The organism is Vibrio alfacsensis, assembly GCF_019670485.1.
GTDB classification, from domain to species: domain Bacteria; phylum Pseudomonadota; class Gammaproteobacteria; order Enterobacterales; family Vibrionaceae; genus Vibrio; species Vibrio alfacsensis.
This window is the reverse complement of the sequence record NZ_AP024165.1, coordinates 2,409,044-2,425,837: the sequence shown is the minus strand read 5'-3', so window position 1 is coordinate 2,425,837 and position 16,794 is coordinate 2,409,044. Positions and strand designations below refer to the sequence as shown.

The following is a 16,794-nucleotide window of genomic DNA, read 5'->3' as shown; positions in this document are numbered from 1 at the left end:
GTGTAATAAGTGCAATTTGATGTGTAATTTTGTTTTCTATAGCTGGTGGTTAATACTTGTAATTATTAGCTTTATTTTAATGTAAACGTTATCTCTTTATGGCTTTTATTTGTAATGTTGTTTTGATTCTAACGCTATGAATACAGAACAATAAATTTGTCTATCAGTTCATAATGGTGATCCTGTACGCCAGCAAGATTGCCGTATTTAGGCTGGTGGCGATCATTCTCTTTTGTGTGATGCCAACCAACAGTGTGGCGAACGAAGTGCTCTGCAAAGGCATGAGAAACATCTAAGCACCCAGCCATCACGGTATCGACGTAACTTTGCATGATTGGGCTAAGTGAGCAGGGTGGTTGTGGATCGTTTTTTACATAAACCCAGATAGGAAGATCAGAATCAAATGCGATGCTGGCGTCTATCTGTTCCGGACGTATTTGAATACGATGGTAACCACGCTCACGACGGTCAAATTCAGCCAGTGCTTCATCATTGACCTCAAGTAGCACGCCATTGACTTGCCCGTCACCTTCATTGACCACCAAAGGTGACAAAATATAGCTATCGTCGATTTTACCCCAGTAGCGCACCAGACCATGAGCGATGACGGGAATGGCTTCACCAGTTTGCCCGGTTAATTGGCGAGAGGCAGAGTTTATTAAGCTGCCATAGCCGAAAATATACATCTCATTGTTTCCTATGTTTCGACGAATCTGATGCATTCAGTTATACCCAAAACCAATTTACCCGGCAACTTTACTCACCCGCCCATTTGGAAAAGAATGAATGATGAGCTCTACTTTTAAAGGATAGTTCACCCTATAACATGTATTTTTTATACATGTTTATGATAAGATCGCTGACGTTGAATTTTTAGACAGTGCTTAATAGGTACGAAAGGGCATCACAATGCTGAATATTACTGATAAAAAAGTGGAAGAAAAAATCCCTGCATGGCTGCGATTAGGGTTTAGGCCATTTTTCTTATTTGGTTCGATTTACGCCATTGTCGCGATTGCGCTATGGGTATGGATGTTTCAAACTGGTCAACCCAGTTCACTGAGGGTGCCTGCATTATGGTGGCATGTGCACGAAATGCTATTTGGTTTCTCGATGGCGATCGTCGTTGGCTTTGTTCTCACTGCGGTTCAGAACTGGACGGGGATTAATGGCACCAAACATTACACGTTGCTTGCCCTATTTTTGCTTTGGCTTATACCAAGAATCTTGCTTTGGACGCCAGCTCCATTGTGGTTAACAAGTAGTATTGAAGCGCTATTTTTATTGTTTGTCGCTTACGAAGTGGGCATTCGTGTCTACCGTTCGAAAGGCTGGCGAAACTTGTTTTTTGTGCCGTTATTCTTGCTCGCGATCTTTGCTAATTTTGCAAGTTATGCCACGGTGAAAGGCATGCCACCTTTTACATCTTCAGCCGTGTGGCAAGCCATGCTTTGGTGGTTTACTTTGTTGTTATCTGTGATGGGGGGACGAGTCATTCCGTTCTTCACAGCTCGCCGTTTTGAATTTGAAAAAGCTCAGCCTTTGGTATGGTTAGATTGGATGGCCAATTTACCACTGGTTATGCTTTTCGTTTTGAGCTTTTTCCCTGTGACATTCGCTGAACTAGGTCAGCCTCTGATGTTATTTGCAGGAATGGCCCAATCGGTTCGATTCTTACGTTGGAAGCCTTGGCTAACATTAAAAGAGCCTTTAGTGTGGTCTTTGCATGCTGCGTATGCGTGTTTGCCACTCAGCTTAATATTGCGAGGTGGGTGGGATAATGCATTTGCGAGTCATAACTTAATCCATTTGTTTGCAATTGGGGCATTAGGTGGATTGATTCTGGCAATGATTACTCGCGTTACGATGGGGCATACAGGGCGTATGATTTATAAAGGTCCAAATATGAGCATAGCGTTTATTGCGATCATTGCCGCCGCGTTGACTCGTAGTTTAGGTGTGATTTTTAACCCATCCAATATGTTGCTTTGGATTGATATCAGTGGCGGATTATGGATTCTTGCTTTTGGTATGTTTGTGTGGCGATTAGGCATTATGCTGATTACTCCACGTGTGGATGGGCATCCTGGTTAATGCGCAAAGCAAAAGGGCTTGGATAATATCAAGCCCTTGAGAGGTTAAATATTCCCTTCACTAAAATCTTTTTGGAAGTAGAGCACTTTTTGTAGATAGCGCCTTGCTTCTCCTTTCGGATGCTGTGTTGTTAGCGCATCATAAACTTGAGTGGGATTGAGGCTGTTTAGCTCATTCATCGCGCGTTTTCGATCGCTATCAAAAGTGGATAGCACACCACCTGTCCCGCCGTTATAAGCAGAAATCATACTAAAATGTTTAGATGTTGGATGCTTAACGTCTTTCAAGTAACGATTTTTCAATATGTAGAAATACGCAGCCCCCGTATCAATGTTATTTGCTGGATCAAACAAATACTCTTTGGTCGGGATGCCTGGTTTGTTCTTTACTAAGTTGAACACGTCTGCACCGGCTGTCTTTGGGATAACCTGCATCAAACCGTATGCGCCAGCGTGAGAAACGGCGTAAGGGTTAAAACTGCTTTCCGTTTTGATGACGGCGAAAATCAGATCTTCTGGCAAACCATAGCGTTTTGCTGCATCACGGACTAAACCCGCGTATTGATACTCACGCTGTTCTAGATGGTCTTTGACCATAGTGATTTCCACGTAGTAAGCATGGCCTCGTTGGATGGTTTTCTTTTGCAATTTATTGTCGATGAGGTAATCCGCATAACGGTTTGCACGCCATTCCCATTCAATCGGCTTTCCATCATGATCTAACACTTGTCCTAGCAAAAAAGGCTTGCCGCGTAACACCGCATCTTTGTCGCTAAACAGTTCCGCGTGAGCAGGATCGGCTGGCATTAATAAGGTTTGGACGATGGCATGTTGCAATTTCTCTGTCGGCTGATATTGGGAAATCGTGGAGACGTAAATTTTTCCTGCTTCGAAATCGATATGAGCTCGAGTATTGTAGCCATCGAGATATTTAACGTATCGATGCTTACCAGCTTCAACAAACTCATCTTCCCCCCAGCGATCTTTTGCTTTATCAGCGATGTAAGCTAATAACTGCTTAATATTATCGGCATCGGAAGTGCTTGGTGGTTTGACGTATGGTGGGACGTAATCATCACAAGAACACGGTGGTGTTGGTTCTTCTGGAGCAAGAGAACATCCGCCTAACAAAAGCAGGCTAAGTAACAGAGATTTCTTCATCGGGTACCGATTTATTTTGAGGTGATGGGCAAATGCCAACTGAAGAAAATAATAAGTAAGACTGCTAATTGCCTGAAATCAAAACTTTTTGTTATCTCGATAGAAGATGCTTATATTTGAGAAATTGCTCGTGTTACAGAGCTAGCCTGCGAGTGGCAGACCTGATCCTTTTATCTCATGGTTAGGCGTGTAGTGTGGTAATGACGCATCTTACTATTTTACCATCAAAACACGTAACTTAACCGTTAAAACACTTAACCTCCTAACCAACTTGAGAGAGATTTACGACTTTCTGCTGCAATCTCGTCTTGAGATAATCGGCTAATGCGTGTTTTTCTTTATCGCTCAGGTAGAGCCCCAACTTAGTGCGACGCCACAAGATATCTTCATCGGTGAGCGCCATTTCATGGTCCATCAAGTAATCAATCTCACGTTGATATACCCCATGAGCTTGTTTAGAAAAGCAACATCCCAGATCTTCTTCGCTGGCTGCCTCGGCTAATATCTGCCAGGTCTGAGTACCAAACTGAGTGACGTAGCGCAGCAGTAAAGATTCTGAGACCCATGGGTAGTGTGCATGAATTTGTTTTGCCAATTGTTCTCGACTGCAGCTGAAGTTTCCTCCTGGGAGAGATTGGCTCGCGGTCCAATCTTTCCCCATACTTGGAAAATAGGGTGCCAATTTATTCAAGGCAGCTTCACCAAGCTTTCGGTAGGTCGTGAGCTTACCGCCAAAGACCGACAGCAGAGGGGCGTGGTCATCACCGGCATCAAGCTCTAACGTATAGTCGCGTGTAATCGCTTGTGGAGAGTCTGATTCGTCATCACACAATGGGCGCACACCACTGTAATGCCAGACCACATCATCTCGATTCAACTGGTGGACAAAATGCTGGTTAACAATATCGAGCAGATAATCAGTTTCATTATCAGTAATCGTGACATCGCTTGGGTTGCCTTGGTACTCCACATCGGTTGTGCCAATGATGGAAAACTTATCCAGATAGGGAATCATGAATACGATTCGATGGTCTTGGTTCTGGAGAATATAGGCTTGAGGCTCATCATGGATACGAGGAACCACAATGTGTGATCCTTTAATTAATCGTATATTGCGTGGGGATTGTTGTGCTAAACCATCGTCAAAGAACTGTTTGACCCAAGGCCCTGCGGCATTGACCAATGCTTTTGCTTTACACTCGAATCGTTGGTTGGTCATCTCATCATGAACTGTGACATGCCAACTTCCGTTCACGCGCTGTGCTTTTTCTACGCGGCAGTAGTTACGTACTTCCGCATGGTGCTCTTTTGCTGAAAGAACGTTAAGAAGTACTAAGCGGGCATCGTCGACCCAACAGTCTGAATACTCAAACCCGATTTTCATTTCTGGTTTCAGTAATCCTGATTGTGCGAGATTAACGGTTTTGCTTGCAGGGAGAGTGGTTCTTCGACTTAAGTTGTCATAGAGGAATAAACCACAGCGAATCATCCAGGCGGGGCGTAAAAAAGGGCGATGTGGCAAGCGAAATCGCATCGGCCATGCCACATGGGGCGCTTTACGCAAGAGCACTTCGCGTTCAGCGAGGGCCTCAGAAACCAAGCGAAATTCATAGTGCTCAAGGTAGCGTAAGCCGCCATGAATTAACTTCGAACTGGCAGAGGAAGTGGCAGAGGCAAAATCATTCGCTTCAAATAGACCAACACTTAAACCGCGTCCTGCTGCATCGGCCGCAATGCCAGCGCCATTGATACCACCACCAATGACAATCAGATCAAACACACGATCGTTTAGATGCATAGCCAGTCCCTCCTATAGCTTAGTTTTACATTAACAAGCTTATACTGTGGATGACGAGCTATGCATCACAATCAGAAAAAAGTCCCAAAACTAACAAGTTATAAAACAAAAACTGATTGGGCCTTAGCTCAACGATTGTGTCACTTGTTTGTAGTGATTGCTTGTGATGAATTGCGTTCAGCCGCCACTCATCGCACGGATTTGTTTATTCATCTTCGTCGTGCATCTTTGCCCACGTTTGAACGCATTTAACCGCGCGTTTCCAACCTTTGTATCGGCGTTGACGCTTTTCTTCATCTTGGTTGGGGTCAAATTGGCGATCTAGCTCGGCTTTGTTTTTTACTTCTTCAATGCTATCCCAATAGCCAACCGCGAGCCCGGCTAAGTAAGCGGCACCTAAAGCGGTCACTTCAGTCACTTTAGGGCGAAGTACCCGGGTGTTTAACACGTCGGATTGGAATTGCATTAAGAAGTTATTCTCGACTGCCCCACCATCGACACGCAAACTTGCCAGTTCGATGCCAGAATCGGCTTGCATGGCGTCGAGTACATCTCGAGTTTGATAAGCAATACCCTCTAAGGTTGCCCGAATAATATGGTTGGAATTCACTCCTCGAGTGAGGCCAAAAATAGTTCCTCTTGCGTAGGCATCCCAATATGGCGCACCGAGGCCTGTGAAAGCGGGCACAACATAAACACCATTTGATGAATTAACTTGAGTTGCGAAGTATTCGGAGTCCTTGGTGTTGCTGATAAGCTTCAGTTCATCACGTAGCCATTGAATCGATGCACCTCCCATAAAAACGGCGCCTTCGAGCGCATAAGTAGGATCACCTTTTGGTCCACATGCGAGTGTGGTCAGCAGTCCGTTTTGGGAGGTTACTTTTTCTTTTCCTGTATTCATCAATAAGAAACAGCCAGTACCATAGGTATTCTTTGCCTGACCTGCTTTCACACACATCTGACCGAATAATGCTGCTTGCTGATCACCAGCAATACCGGCTATAGGAATGTGGGTACCGTCTTGACCGCCAATGTTGGTTTCGGCATAAATTTCGGATGAGCGCTTAACGCTTGGCATCATGGAACGAGGGATATTGAGCTCGGAAAGAAGGGTATCGTCCCAATCTAGCGTATTTATATTAAATAGCATGGTGCGAGATGCATTAGTGTAGTCCGTGACGTGCGCTTCACCTTGCGTCATTTTCCATACCAGCCAAGTATCCACCGTACCAAACAATAAATTGCCCGCTTCGGCTTCTTCTCGTGCTCCAGGAACATGGTCTAAAATCCATTTTACTTTGGTGCCAGAGAAGTAAGGATCGAGCACCAACCCGGTATTTTCACGGATGTAATCTTCTAACCCTTTAGCTTTTAGCTCTTCACAAATAGGGGCTGTTCGGCGACATTGCCATACGATGGCGTTGTAAACAGGGATGCCAGTTTCTTTGTTCCAAACAATGGTGGTTTCACGTTGGTTTGTTATGCCAATAGCCGCAACTTGATCACTACGAATCCCGGTTTTACCTAACGCTTCGATAAGTGTGGCGCTTTGGGTGGCATATATTTCCATCGGATCATGTTCAACCCAGCCCGCTTGAGGATAAATTTGTGCGAATTCACGTTGGGAAACATTCACAATGTTTGCATCATGATCCAAGATGACCGCGCGAGAGCTGGTGGTACCTTGGTCAAGAGCAATGATGTATTTGGAATTACTTTTCATACTGTTGTCTTTTTTGTTTTGTATACCTAAGTCACCTCGTTTGAAGTCACTTGGGTATATACCTAACGGTATTGTACTGATTTCATGTGCTTAGCTCATCAAAACGTTGAACAGAGAATGCAAAAAGAGTGAGCTAATCCCTTAATAAAGGTAGTATACGCCATTGATATGGAAGTGCTTTTTTAAGATTCTTGATACGAAACCACAATGAAAGTAAGACTTGAAATAGAACAGTTAAGGATTGGGCATTATATTTACCTGCCACTAAAGTGGGGACAGCACCCATTTTTACTGAATTCATTCAAAATTAAGAGTGATGAGCAGCTACGGATTATTAAACGTCTGGGGTTGAAAAGCCTAACCATCAATGCCCTCAAGAGCGATGTCTTTGAAGAACCCACAACCAAGCCGCAATCTGCAGAACAGGGGGCTAAACTAAGTAGCAATGAGAGCGAGCCTCCTCTTCAACCACTAAGTGAAGATTTGTTCGAAGAATTGTGGTCAAAAAAGAAAGAAAGCCGTGATCAATTAGCAGCCATTGAAGATCGCATCTGCCGCTCTAAACAGGCATTTGCGAACACGCTTAACGATGTGCAGAAAGTCTTTGATCAAGAAGAACTGGCGAATAATCCTAGTATTAGCCAGTCACTCTCCATTGTGAATACCATCTATAAGAGCATAAACAAAGAGGGCAACAGCACCATTCACTTGATGAACGAGGCTTCTGGTCACAATCGGCTTCATTGTCACTCACTCAATGTTTCTCTGCTGTCTGTTTTGATTGGCCAAGCAAAAGGGTTTAGTGCTAAACAGTGTCAATTGGTTGCCTTTGCGGCGTTGTATCATGACATTGGTAAACTGAAGTTGCCGAGCAGTTTGTTAGAAAAATCGCAACCGCTGGATGACGATGATCAGCAACGGCTGTATTCGCACCTTGATAAGAGCCTAAAGATGGGGGAAAGGATCCCTAACTTCCCAGAGGCTGCGCTAAAGGTGATCGGTCAACATCACGAATTGAATGATGGTTCTGGTTACCCGAAAGGTTTGAAACGAGAAGCTATTAATCCGCTGTCGCGAGTGCTCATTTTAGCGAATACTTATGACAATCTTTGTAATGGTATTAATCACCAATACAGCCCTCACAAGGCGTTAACCTATCTCTATAACGAGCGACGTGAACAGTACGATGTGAATGATGTTATGGCATTGATTAAAGTTGTTGGTGTGTACCCACCGGGAACCATTGTCCAACTTTCTGATCATCAAATTGGCGTGGTTATTTCAACAAACGAAGCAGCAAGATTGAGTCCATACGTACTGGTTTACGATCAGCAAGTGCCCCGTGATGAAGCCGCGATCATTAATATTGCAGAATATGACCTGAGTATTAACAAGATTCTGGATGCAAGTGAGTTAACGCTCGATCAGTATCATTATCTAAACCCGTCATCGCAAACGACATACTTTATTGATGTTGAGTGATGTTGATAAGCCCCATGATGTAAATGTTATGGGGCCTTTGCTGCTTTGAGACTAGTAATATTGGATTGCGGCAGAAACCGCTTCTCCCAAATGAATTGGAGCGTTATGGCGAGATAACACAGCTTCTAAAGCAGCCAGTGTGGTGAGTACCGTTTCTTGACGTGCGTTATATCCCATCGTGCCGATTCGCCAAATCTTTCCTTGCAGATGACCAAAAGAAGTTCCGATTTCGATACCAAAACGATGTAATAGCTCAGTTCGGACTGACTCACCATCGATATTGTTGGGAATATAAACCCCCACAACGTTGTTCATTTTGTATTTTTGATTGCCAAACAGCGTTAACCCCATCGCCTCAAGGCCGCTTGCCATCGCTTCACCCGCTTGACGGTGACGTGCAATGACATTCTCTTGCCCCTCTTCGAGGAATAGCTGTGCGCACTCTCTTGCCGCATAGAGCATGGAAGTTGCTTCAGTATGGTGATTGAGTCGTTCACTGCCCCAGTAATCAAGAATCATTGGTAAATCAAAATAATTAGAACGAATAAATGGACGATCGCCATCGTTGTGCTTATCGGTTCTTATTCCTTTTTCTACCTGTTTTCTTCGATTGATGTGTTCGACAAAGCGATCACTTAGAGTAATTGGTGCGCTTCCAGATGGGCCGCCTAGGCATTTTTGTAGGCCTACAGAAACCGCATCAAGATGCCATTGATCGACCAACAATGGGTTCCCGGCAACTGAGGCCGTAGCATCACAGTAAAACAACACATCATATTTTCGACAAATACGGCCAATTTCTTCTAATGGCTGATTCATCGTGGTGGAGGTATCACCTTGGACCGTTGCGACTAACTTCGGTTTACTAATGCGGATAGCATCCTCCACTTGTTGTGGATCACAGACTTGCCCCCAAGGGATATCAATGGTTGTAATTTCCGCACCGACTCGTTGCGCTATTTCGCACAACAAATGTCCAAATCGACCAATCACAGGGATAAGAATTTTATCGCCAGGTTCTAAAATTGAGACCAAAACGGCTTCTATACCAGCTCTTGCGGTACCATCAATCAAAAGCGTTGCAGAGTTTGTCGTATTAAACACCTGCCTATATAAACTCTGAGTTTGGTTCATATACCGTGTCATTGCGGGATCGTATTGGCCGATAAGCGCTGCTGACAGAGCCTGATGAACACGAGGGTAAGCATTGATCGGTCCGGGTCCCATTAACATTCTTTGCGGGGGAGATAAGGTTTCGAATAGCTCAGTTTTTGGCATTAGTAATGAGTCCTTAGCCATATAAAATTTATGGTGTGGAAAAAATGGTCAAAATTGGGAGATATGAAATTATAGAATCATGAAGTTGGCTTTTGTGTCTTTGATATAACGTAGATAATTTGAATTATGTAATTATTTTTTCTTTTCTCAACATGATTATAAAAAAAGGAAGCCAAATGGCTTCCAAAAATATAAAGGAGCAAACCAGAATTACATTTCTACATCTCGGTTACAGTCTTTTGAGTAAATATAGCTGAACTCTTCGTCTCGGCCGACAGCGTAACAGGCTTGTGGGGAGTATGCGGCCATAAACAAATAATCGCCTTTTTTGACCGGAACCCATTCATTATCGAAGTTGTACACACCCTCACCAGACAACACCAATGCGCCATGCTCTTGAACATGAGTTTCAATGTAACCATGGCATGCTCCAGGCTTAAATGTGAGAACATGGAAGTTCATATCGAATCCTAAATCAGTTGGCAGTAGGTCTTCGACAATGACATCTTCCATCCCCTCATAATGGATTTTATCCAAGTGATTACGGTGGTTTATCACGACTTTTGGTGCATAACCATCGATGGTTTGATAGCGGCGTTTGTAAAGAAATGCTTGGCTGTCTTGCATATCATTATCATTGATAAAATGCAGTAAAACACCAGGGGGACAATATACATATCCTCCCTCAGTCAATGTGTTATTTTTACCCTCGATTTTGATGGTGACTTTCCCTTTGGTGACGTAGAAAAATGTTTCGATTGATTCACCACCAAATCCTTGTTGGTTTTGCCCATGTGCATGCAAAGTGACAAGGTAATCGACAAAACTCGCACCGAGCTTTGGCGAAGATAAAATAGTTACGTCACAATGTTCAAATCCTGGCAGTGTATTTTTTACCAATCCATCTGGCGGTAAAACTGCATAATTATCTTTTTTTATGATTGCTCGACTTTGTAATAAGTCAGAAACATATCCAGTATTATTGTTTAAGTAACCCATAATAAACCTATTAATCTAAAATTTTCCAAATCATTTTATGCACTAAAAATTATAAAAATGTGATCTGTGTTGTTGTAATTACACCGTCAATGGAAATTTAATTTTTTGCTTTTCATTATGTGAAAATATTTTAGAAACTAAGCATATGGTTAGATACAAACAGAAAATAAAATAGAATTGACGTTCAAAGCTTATTGTTGATTCATGTTTTTACATTTCCAGGTGTTTGTATGATAAAGAAAAAAATTGTTATTGCTTTAGGTGGTAACGCAATGATCAAAAGAGGTGAAAATATTTCTTTTGAAAACCAGATGAAAAACATTAATAGTGCAGCACGCTTTATTGCTCAGCTTAGCCATGAATATAACATTGCGATTGTTCATGGAAATGGGCCGCAGGTGGGGTTATTGGCGCTACAAAATAATGCCTATACCGAAGTTCCTGCCTATCCATTAGATGTCCTTGTGGCTGAAACTCAAGGGATGCTTGGATATATGTTAATGCAATCTCTCCAGCAGCAAGGGTTACAGGATGTGAGTTGTGTTTTAACTCGAGTAGAAGTTGAGAAGAATGACCCTGCTTTTGTAAATCCTACCAAATTTATTGGCCCTGTTTATCTGGCAGACCAACAATCACAGTTAGAGCAACAACATGGTTGGATCTTGAAAGCTGATGGTGAATTTATTCGTCGCGTCGTGCCATCCCCATCCCCAGTACAAGTGCTTGAAGCTGGGCAAATTACGCGTTTATTAGACGATAACCACACGGTTATTTGTTGTGGTGGCGGTGGGATGCCAGTCGTTCATAGTGACTTGGGCTATCAAGGCGTTGAGGCTGTGATCGATAAGGACTTAGTAGCATCAATGCTTGCTGAACAAATTAATGCTGATTATTTGCTGATTCTTACTGATGCTGATGCGATCTATACGGACTGGGGCACTCCGCAACAGAAAGCGCTACGCGATGTCACTATAGAGCAGATTCGACCTTTTGCTGTGCCGGATGGCGCGATGGGGCCGAAAGCTGAAGCGGTGATTCAATTTGTTGAAAACACGGGATGTCTTGCATTTATCGGGGCGCTCAAAGATGTAGACCAAATACTAACGGGAGAAAAAGGGACATGTATTCGGTCTCATGCCCCTGTAACAACTGGTCGATCATTGGTCGTGTAGTTGATCGATGTTTTTCAAAAAACCTTGAGTGATCGGGTGACCGTTATTGAATAGATCGATTATCCATTGAGTCACCTGCCCTGAACTGTCGCGACGCCATCCCAAAGATAAGGGGGATGGCGTTCTACTCCACTGTACTTTTCGTTCTACTAGTTTTCCTGACTCAACGAGTGGTGTCGCAATATTCGTTGGTAAAAAACCAATACCTGAACCATTGATATGACAAGCAACTTTTGTTGAAAGAGCAGGGACTTTTATTTCTTTTTGCTCTCTCAATAACCACGCTGTGCGTTTATTAATATGCTGTGACGTATCTTCAATATTAATGGCAGGATAATTACGTAACTGTGACTCTTTCAATGTTCCTTGAATTGAACTTAACGGGTGATTAGGTGATAGCACAAATGACCAACTCAGCTTCCCTAATGGCTTGGTGTGTACTGAGTGATCAATGGTATCCATTCCAGGAACCCCAATGGCTAGATGATAATCATTGTTCAATAAATCATCCCAAACCCCCATATAAACGGCACTAGAGATACTAATTTGAGTAAAAGGAAATGCTTGATGGAGAGCAAGAATGAGGGAAGATACAGAAGCCTCATCAAACAGTAAATTATTGATGACAATGTTTACGTGGCGCTCAATACCATCATTAATCTGTTGGAGCTCATCAGGAATAGCATTCATCCAGTCTAGCCATTTATGACAATGACTGAGTAAATGCTCACCTGCTTCTGTTAATTGTACGCTTCTCGTTGTCCGTAAAAATAACGGGGTTTTCATGTCCTCTTCGAGAACTTTTATCCGGTAGCTGATTGCTGCAGGAGTCTTGTGTAGAGCTTCTGCGGCTTTTGAAAAATTTGAGTACTCAGCGACTTTCATAAATGAGCGAATGGTTTCTTTATCTAACATAATCTTTCGGTTGTGATGTTTTATTTCATATTATCGCGCTTAAAAGAAAAAAGTTGTGATTAAAGATCTCAAAACAAAAAATAATTAAATAACGAATAAAACTTTAATAATGAAAAGCTTATTGTAAAACTTGTTTTAATAATTGAAGTTAAAAAATATTTCTTTGCATTGGTTAAACTTTAAAGCAATGAAGTTATTTTTTAAAAAAATATAACAATAAATTCAGTGTGATATTGGTCAAAAATATAATCGACGATCTTAAATAATCTATACGTAAATTCATTCTCACACATACATGAGAAACTCATATTTAGAGTTTTATTTACAATAATTGGGATTTAAAGGTGGTCGTCAATGATCCAAGCATTTATTAAAAAAGGGAGTTTTCAAGACTCGGTAAGCTTGATGCTTATCTCTCGACAACTCAGTGGTAGTGAGGGGGTAGAAGAAGTCTCAGTAATGATGGGGACGCCGGCGAATAAGGCTCTATTAGATGCAACGGGTTTATGGCATCCAATGTTTGATGACGCAACGCCAAATGATATCTGTGTGGCGGTTAGAGCAAAAGAAACGAATGAACAACAAGATGTTCTCACCATGATTTCTGAGCAGCTAGAGAAAGTGTTAGCGGAAATTTCTCAAGCTAGCCAAACAGGCGCACGTTTACCAAAAGCCCGACGTTGGAAAACGGCACTTGAAAAGCAACCGGATAGCAATTTGGCACTGATTTCTGTCGCCGGTGAGTACGCTGCGAGTGTCGCTCATGACGCGCTAGACAATGGCCTGAATGTCATGATGTTTTCTGACAATGTCTCTGCGCAAGAGGAGCGAGAGTTAAAACTTCGGGCCAAGCAAAAGAACTTAATTGTGATGGGGCCGGACTGTGGTACGTCAATCATTGCAGGAGCACCACTGGCGTTTGCGAATGTTATTCCAAACGGTGGCATTGGAATCATTGGTGCATCTGGTACTGGTATTCAAGAACTCGCTTCTCAAATTGCGTTATCCAATCAAGGCATTTCACATGCGATTGGTCTTGGAGGCCGAGATTTATCTGAAGAGGTTGGCGGAATCAGTGCATTAACTGCTTTACAAATGTTTGAGCATGACATGGGCACTCGTGTTATCGCATTTGTTTCAAAGCCACCGTCTCCTGCTATTGAGCAACGAGTCTTGACTGCGATGAAAGCCCAATCTAAGCCTGTTGTTGCACTTTTCCTTGGCACGCGTCGAGCTCAAGCTCGTGACGAAAATGTATTCTTCGCCAACAGTATTGCAGAAGCAGGTCGACTGTCTGCCATGTTGGCGAATGTACAAGATATTAAGCGCGTGCTTCCCACTGTGTCGGGAACCAAAATTCTTGGTCTATACGCGGGAGGAACATTAGCCGCAGAAGCTGCTTTGCTGTTGGCAGAAAACCAATCTCTGACCATTGATGAGACGCATGACAAAGGGGTGATGCTCAATGATTCAGGTCATCTAATCATTGACTTAGGTGATGACTTTTACACTCGTGGGCGTCCACATCCGATGATAGACCCGACCACGCGTAATCTAGAAATTCAAAACCGTTTAGCGAATGAAGATATTGGTGTGTTATTGCTTGATGTTGTTATTGGATTTGGTGCAACGCCAGACCCTGCTTCTCAGCTTATTGAAGCTATTCAACATATCCGAGGTCAGAGAGAAAAACCAATTAACGTTATCGCAACGGTTACGGGGACTGATCAAGATCCTCAAAGTCGAACGCAGCAAATTCAACGTCTGTTAGAGGGCAATATTTCCGTTGTGAACAGTCTAGAAGAAGCAATTTTACTTGCCGAAAGCTTGATTTCTCAGGAATCACTTCAAGTACAGGACCTCCAAGATTCCTTATTTGACGGCGTTAAGGTCATCAATATCGGATTAAAAAGTTTTGCGGAAGATTTGCAAGCCACCAGTACCCCAGTCGTGCATTACCAATGGTCTCCAATTGCCGGTGGTAATCCGGAACTATCTCGTCTACTAAAACAAATGCAATAGGATACAAAAATGTACGCATCTATTAATGAAGCCAATGAGGCTGTAATCGAAAAAATCAAGAGCGCTCGTCCTTTTTGGGTGGACGTGGCATTTGCTGGTGATGTTATCCCTTGGCTAAAAGCTGGCAAAAATCTATTACATGCAGGACCAAAAATCACTTGGCCTGAAATGACGGGCCCGATGCAAGGTGCTTGTATTAGCGCTTGTTTATACGAAGGATGGGCGAAAACAGACACAGAAGCCATTGCATTACTGGAATCTGGACAAGTTGGTTTTGAGCCATGTCACCATCATAACGCTGTTGGTCCAATGGGTGGCATCACATCGGCAAACTTCCCGATGATTGTCGTGCAAAACCAAACAGATGGTAACTTTGCATACTGCAATATGAATGAGGGTATTGGCAAAGTGATGCGCTTTGGTGCGTACGGAGAAGAAGTGCAGCAGCGCTTGAAGTGGATGCGAGAAGAGTTGATGCCTGCATTGAAACAAGTGCTCGCTAATACTGAGCAAGGAATTGATCTGGGAGCATTGATGGCTCAAGGCGTCACAATGGGGGATGAATTCCATCAGCGTAATATCGCTACCTCTGCCCTCTTGCTGCGTACGCTTGCTCCGAAACTGGCACTGCTTGATCTTGACAAAAATGTCATGTCTCGCGTGTTCAATTTCTTGAGTATTACGGATCAGTTCTTCTTGAACCTTGCGATGGCATTCTGCAAGTGTGCGATGGATGCGGGCGCGCAGATCAAAGCCGGTTCTATTGTTACAGCAATGACTCGCAACGGCAAAGAATTTGGTATTCGTGTGAGTGGACTCGGAGACCAATGGTTCACTGCACCGGTAAATACACCAGAGGGATTGTACTTTACTGGTTATTCTCAAGAGCAAGCTAACCCAGATATTGGTGATAGCGCTATTACGGAAACTTACGGCATTGGTGGTGCCGCGATGGTTGCTGCCCCTGGAGTGACACGATTTGTTGGCGTTGGCGGGGTGGATGTCGCCTTAGACATATCAGAAGAGATGTGTGAAATCTTTGTCTCTCAGAACTCCTTACTTCAAATACCGTCATGGAACTTCCATGCAGCGTGTCTAGGGCTTGATATTCGAAGCGTTGTTGAAACGGGGATTACACCAATCATCAATACAGGTATCGCTCATAAAGAGGCGGGTATTGGTCAAATTGGTGCGGGAACAGTGAGAGCGCCTCTTGCTTGTTTTGAAAAAGCACTGCAGGCATTGGCGTGTGAACTTGGCCTAGAAGTCGAAGCATAAATTTAACTAGGGCGTAGTGATAGGCTGCGCCCAAATATAAGGATGTGCTATGGGTGGAGAAGCATTAGCCTTTAGTTACTCAGCACCATATTCTCGCGGTGTTTTGCAGTTCATTGGTAGCGGCCGTGATGTATTGAATTTTTTAACTCAAGATCGAGAGGTTCTCTCATTGCACCGCCAAGGTTCCAATATGAGTCCGTCCGGATGGAGCCTTTCATCTTATTGGTTTGAACAGTTTAAAGCGACGCTGGTGGGTCAAGAGCCTATCGAGTTAGATGAGCAAGGGCTCCGATCTGGCTCATGTCTAATTAAGCGAGGGCAAAATGGGAGATGGCTTAGCGTAAATGGTCGAAAACCTGTTCCGTATAAGGCCCTATTTCAAAATCTTTGTATTGTTGAGCAGGAAACTGGCCTATATGGCCCTTTAGGAACGATCGTAAGTCGCCAAGATCTTACCCCTTTTTCTGCATTTATCGAACAGTTAGATCTTTGGAGAGCGGGCAGCGTTCCCTGTTGGTCTTCACTTATTGGTAGGGGACCCGGACTGACACCAAGTCATGATGACATGCTCATTGGAATGTTGTTTGGCGCTTATCTTTACAATAGTGCAGCTGCGCGAAGGCTATTACCAAGTACTTTGGACATACATCAGTTAACAACAAGTGTGAGCCATGGATACTTGAGTCAAGCAAGCAAAGGTTATTTTGCTCAACCACTGCTTAATATCTCGCTTGAGAATATAGATAAATTACACAATAGCATCTCAGATTTACTTGATTGTGGTCACCATTCTGGTGCGGATTCTTTACTTGGTCTGTGGATTTTTTTGCATTACATCAAAGAATCAAAATTATAAAAAACGACTTAATT

The 16,794-nt window shown here is 43.2% G+C and carries 13 protein-coding genes; 6 read left to right on the top strand and 7 right to left on the bottom strand.

Features of this window, described 5'->3' with window-relative positions; translation table 11 throughout:
- Positions 1-134 precede the first annotated feature (134 nt).
- Positions 135-686: a gamma-glutamylcyclotransferase family protein gene (locus VA249_RS11140; protein WP_128810301.1), complete on the bottom strand. Its 552-nt coding sequence runs from the start codon at positions 684-686 to the stop codon at positions 135-137.
- A gap of 223 nt (positions 687-909) precedes the next feature.
- Between VA249_RS11140 and VA249_RS11135 the strand changes: the two genes are divergently transcribed.
- Complete coding sequence (locus tag VA249_RS11135) at positions 910-2,094, top strand: NnrS family protein (protein WP_221068027.1); 1,185 nt, start codon at positions 910-912, stop codon at positions 2,092-2,094.
- Positions 2,095-2,138: 44 nt separating this feature from the next.
- On the opposite strand, the gene mltC is transcribed toward VA249_RS11135, so the two are convergent.
- The 3 genes from mltC to glpK form a co-directional block, all read right to left on the bottom strand.
- The gene (gene mltC / locus VA249_RS11130; protein ID WP_221068026.1) at positions 2,139-3,254 is read right to left on the bottom strand and encodes a membrane-bound lytic murein transglycosylase MltC; all 1,116 of its coding nucleotides are present in this window, start codon (positions 3,252-3,254) and stop codon (positions 2,139-2,141) included.
- Positions 3,255-3,516: 262 nt separating this feature from the next.
- Complete coding sequence (gene glpD / locus VA249_RS11125) at positions 3,517-5,052, bottom strand: glycerol-3-phosphate dehydrogenase (RefSeq protein WP_221068025.1); 1,536 nt, start codon at positions 5,050-5,052, stop codon at positions 3,517-3,519.
- A 205-nt stretch (positions 5,053-5,257) separates the two neighbouring features.
- On the bottom strand, positions 5,258-6,778 hold the full coding sequence (glpK, locus tag VA249_RS11120) for a glycerol kinase GlpK (RefSeq protein ID WP_221068024.1): 1,521 nt from the start codon (positions 6,776-6,778) through the stop codon (positions 5,258-5,260).
- Between the two features lie 207 nt (positions 6,779-6,985).
- Between glpK and VA249_RS11115 the strand changes: the two genes are divergently transcribed.
- Positions 6,986-8,260: a cyclic di-GMP phosphodiesterase gene (locus VA249_RS11115; RefSeq protein ID WP_221068023.1), complete on the top strand. Its 1,275-nt coding sequence runs from the start codon at positions 6,986-6,988 to the stop codon at positions 8,258-8,260.
- 51 nt (positions 8,261-8,311) lie between these two features.
- On the opposite strand, the gene VA249_RS11110 is transcribed toward VA249_RS11115, so the two are convergent.
- Positions 8,312-9,538, bottom strand: a complete 1,227-nt coding sequence (locus tag VA249_RS11110; RefSeq protein ID WP_221068022.1) for a pyridoxal-phosphate-dependent aminotransferase family protein — start codon at positions 9,536-9,538, stop codon at positions 8,312-8,314.
- A gap of 210 nt (positions 9,539-9,748) precedes the next feature.
- A complete protein-coding gene (gene allE, locus VA249_RS11105; RefSeq protein WP_221068021.1) occupies positions 9,749-10,537 on the bottom strand; it encodes a (S)-ureidoglycine aminohydrolase in 789 nt (262 codons plus the stop codon).
- 230 nt (positions 10,538-10,767) lie between these two features.
- Here allE and VA249_RS11100 point away from each other — a divergent pair, with 230 nt between their 5' ends.
- Positions 10,768-11,709, top strand: coding sequence for a carbamate kinase (locus tag VA249_RS11100; protein ID WP_221068020.1), 942 nt, complete (start codon positions 10,768-10,770; stop codon positions 11,707-11,709).
- On the opposite strand, the gene allS is transcribed toward VA249_RS11100, so the two are convergent.
- Positions 11,695-12,624 carry an HTH-type transcriptional activator AllS gene (gene allS, locus VA249_RS11095; RefSeq protein ID WP_221068019.1) on the bottom strand — a complete coding sequence of 310 codons (930 nt, stop codon included), beginning with the start codon at positions 12,622-12,624 and terminating at the stop codon, positions 11,695-11,697. The two genes, VA249_RS11100 and allS, sit on opposite strands and share 15 nt — an antisense overlap.
- Before the next feature lie 354 nt (positions 12,625-12,978).
- Here allS and fdrA point away from each other — a divergent pair, with 354 nt between their 5' ends.
- From fdrA to VA249_RS11080, 3 genes are read left to right on the top strand one after another with little or no spacing between them, the layout of a single operon-like run.
- The gene (fdrA, locus tag VA249_RS11090) at positions 12,979-14,646 is read left to right on the top strand and encodes an acyl-CoA synthetase FdrA (RefSeq protein WP_221068018.1); all 1,668 of its coding nucleotides are present in this window, start codon (positions 12,979-12,981) and stop codon (positions 14,644-14,646) included.
- A gap of 9 nt (positions 14,647-14,655) precedes the next feature.
- Positions 14,656-15,924: a YlbE family protein gene (locus VA249_RS11085; protein WP_221068017.1), complete on the top strand. Its 1,269-nt coding sequence runs from the start codon at positions 14,656-14,658 to the stop codon at positions 15,922-15,924.
- A 49-nt stretch (positions 15,925-15,973) separates the two neighbouring features.
- A complete protein-coding gene (locus VA249_RS11080) occupies positions 15,974-16,780 on the top strand; it encodes an oxamate carbamoyltransferase subunit AllH family protein (protein ID WP_221068016.1) in 807 nt (268 codons plus the stop codon).
- The last annotated feature ends 14 nt before the right edge of the window (positions 16,781-16,794 follow it).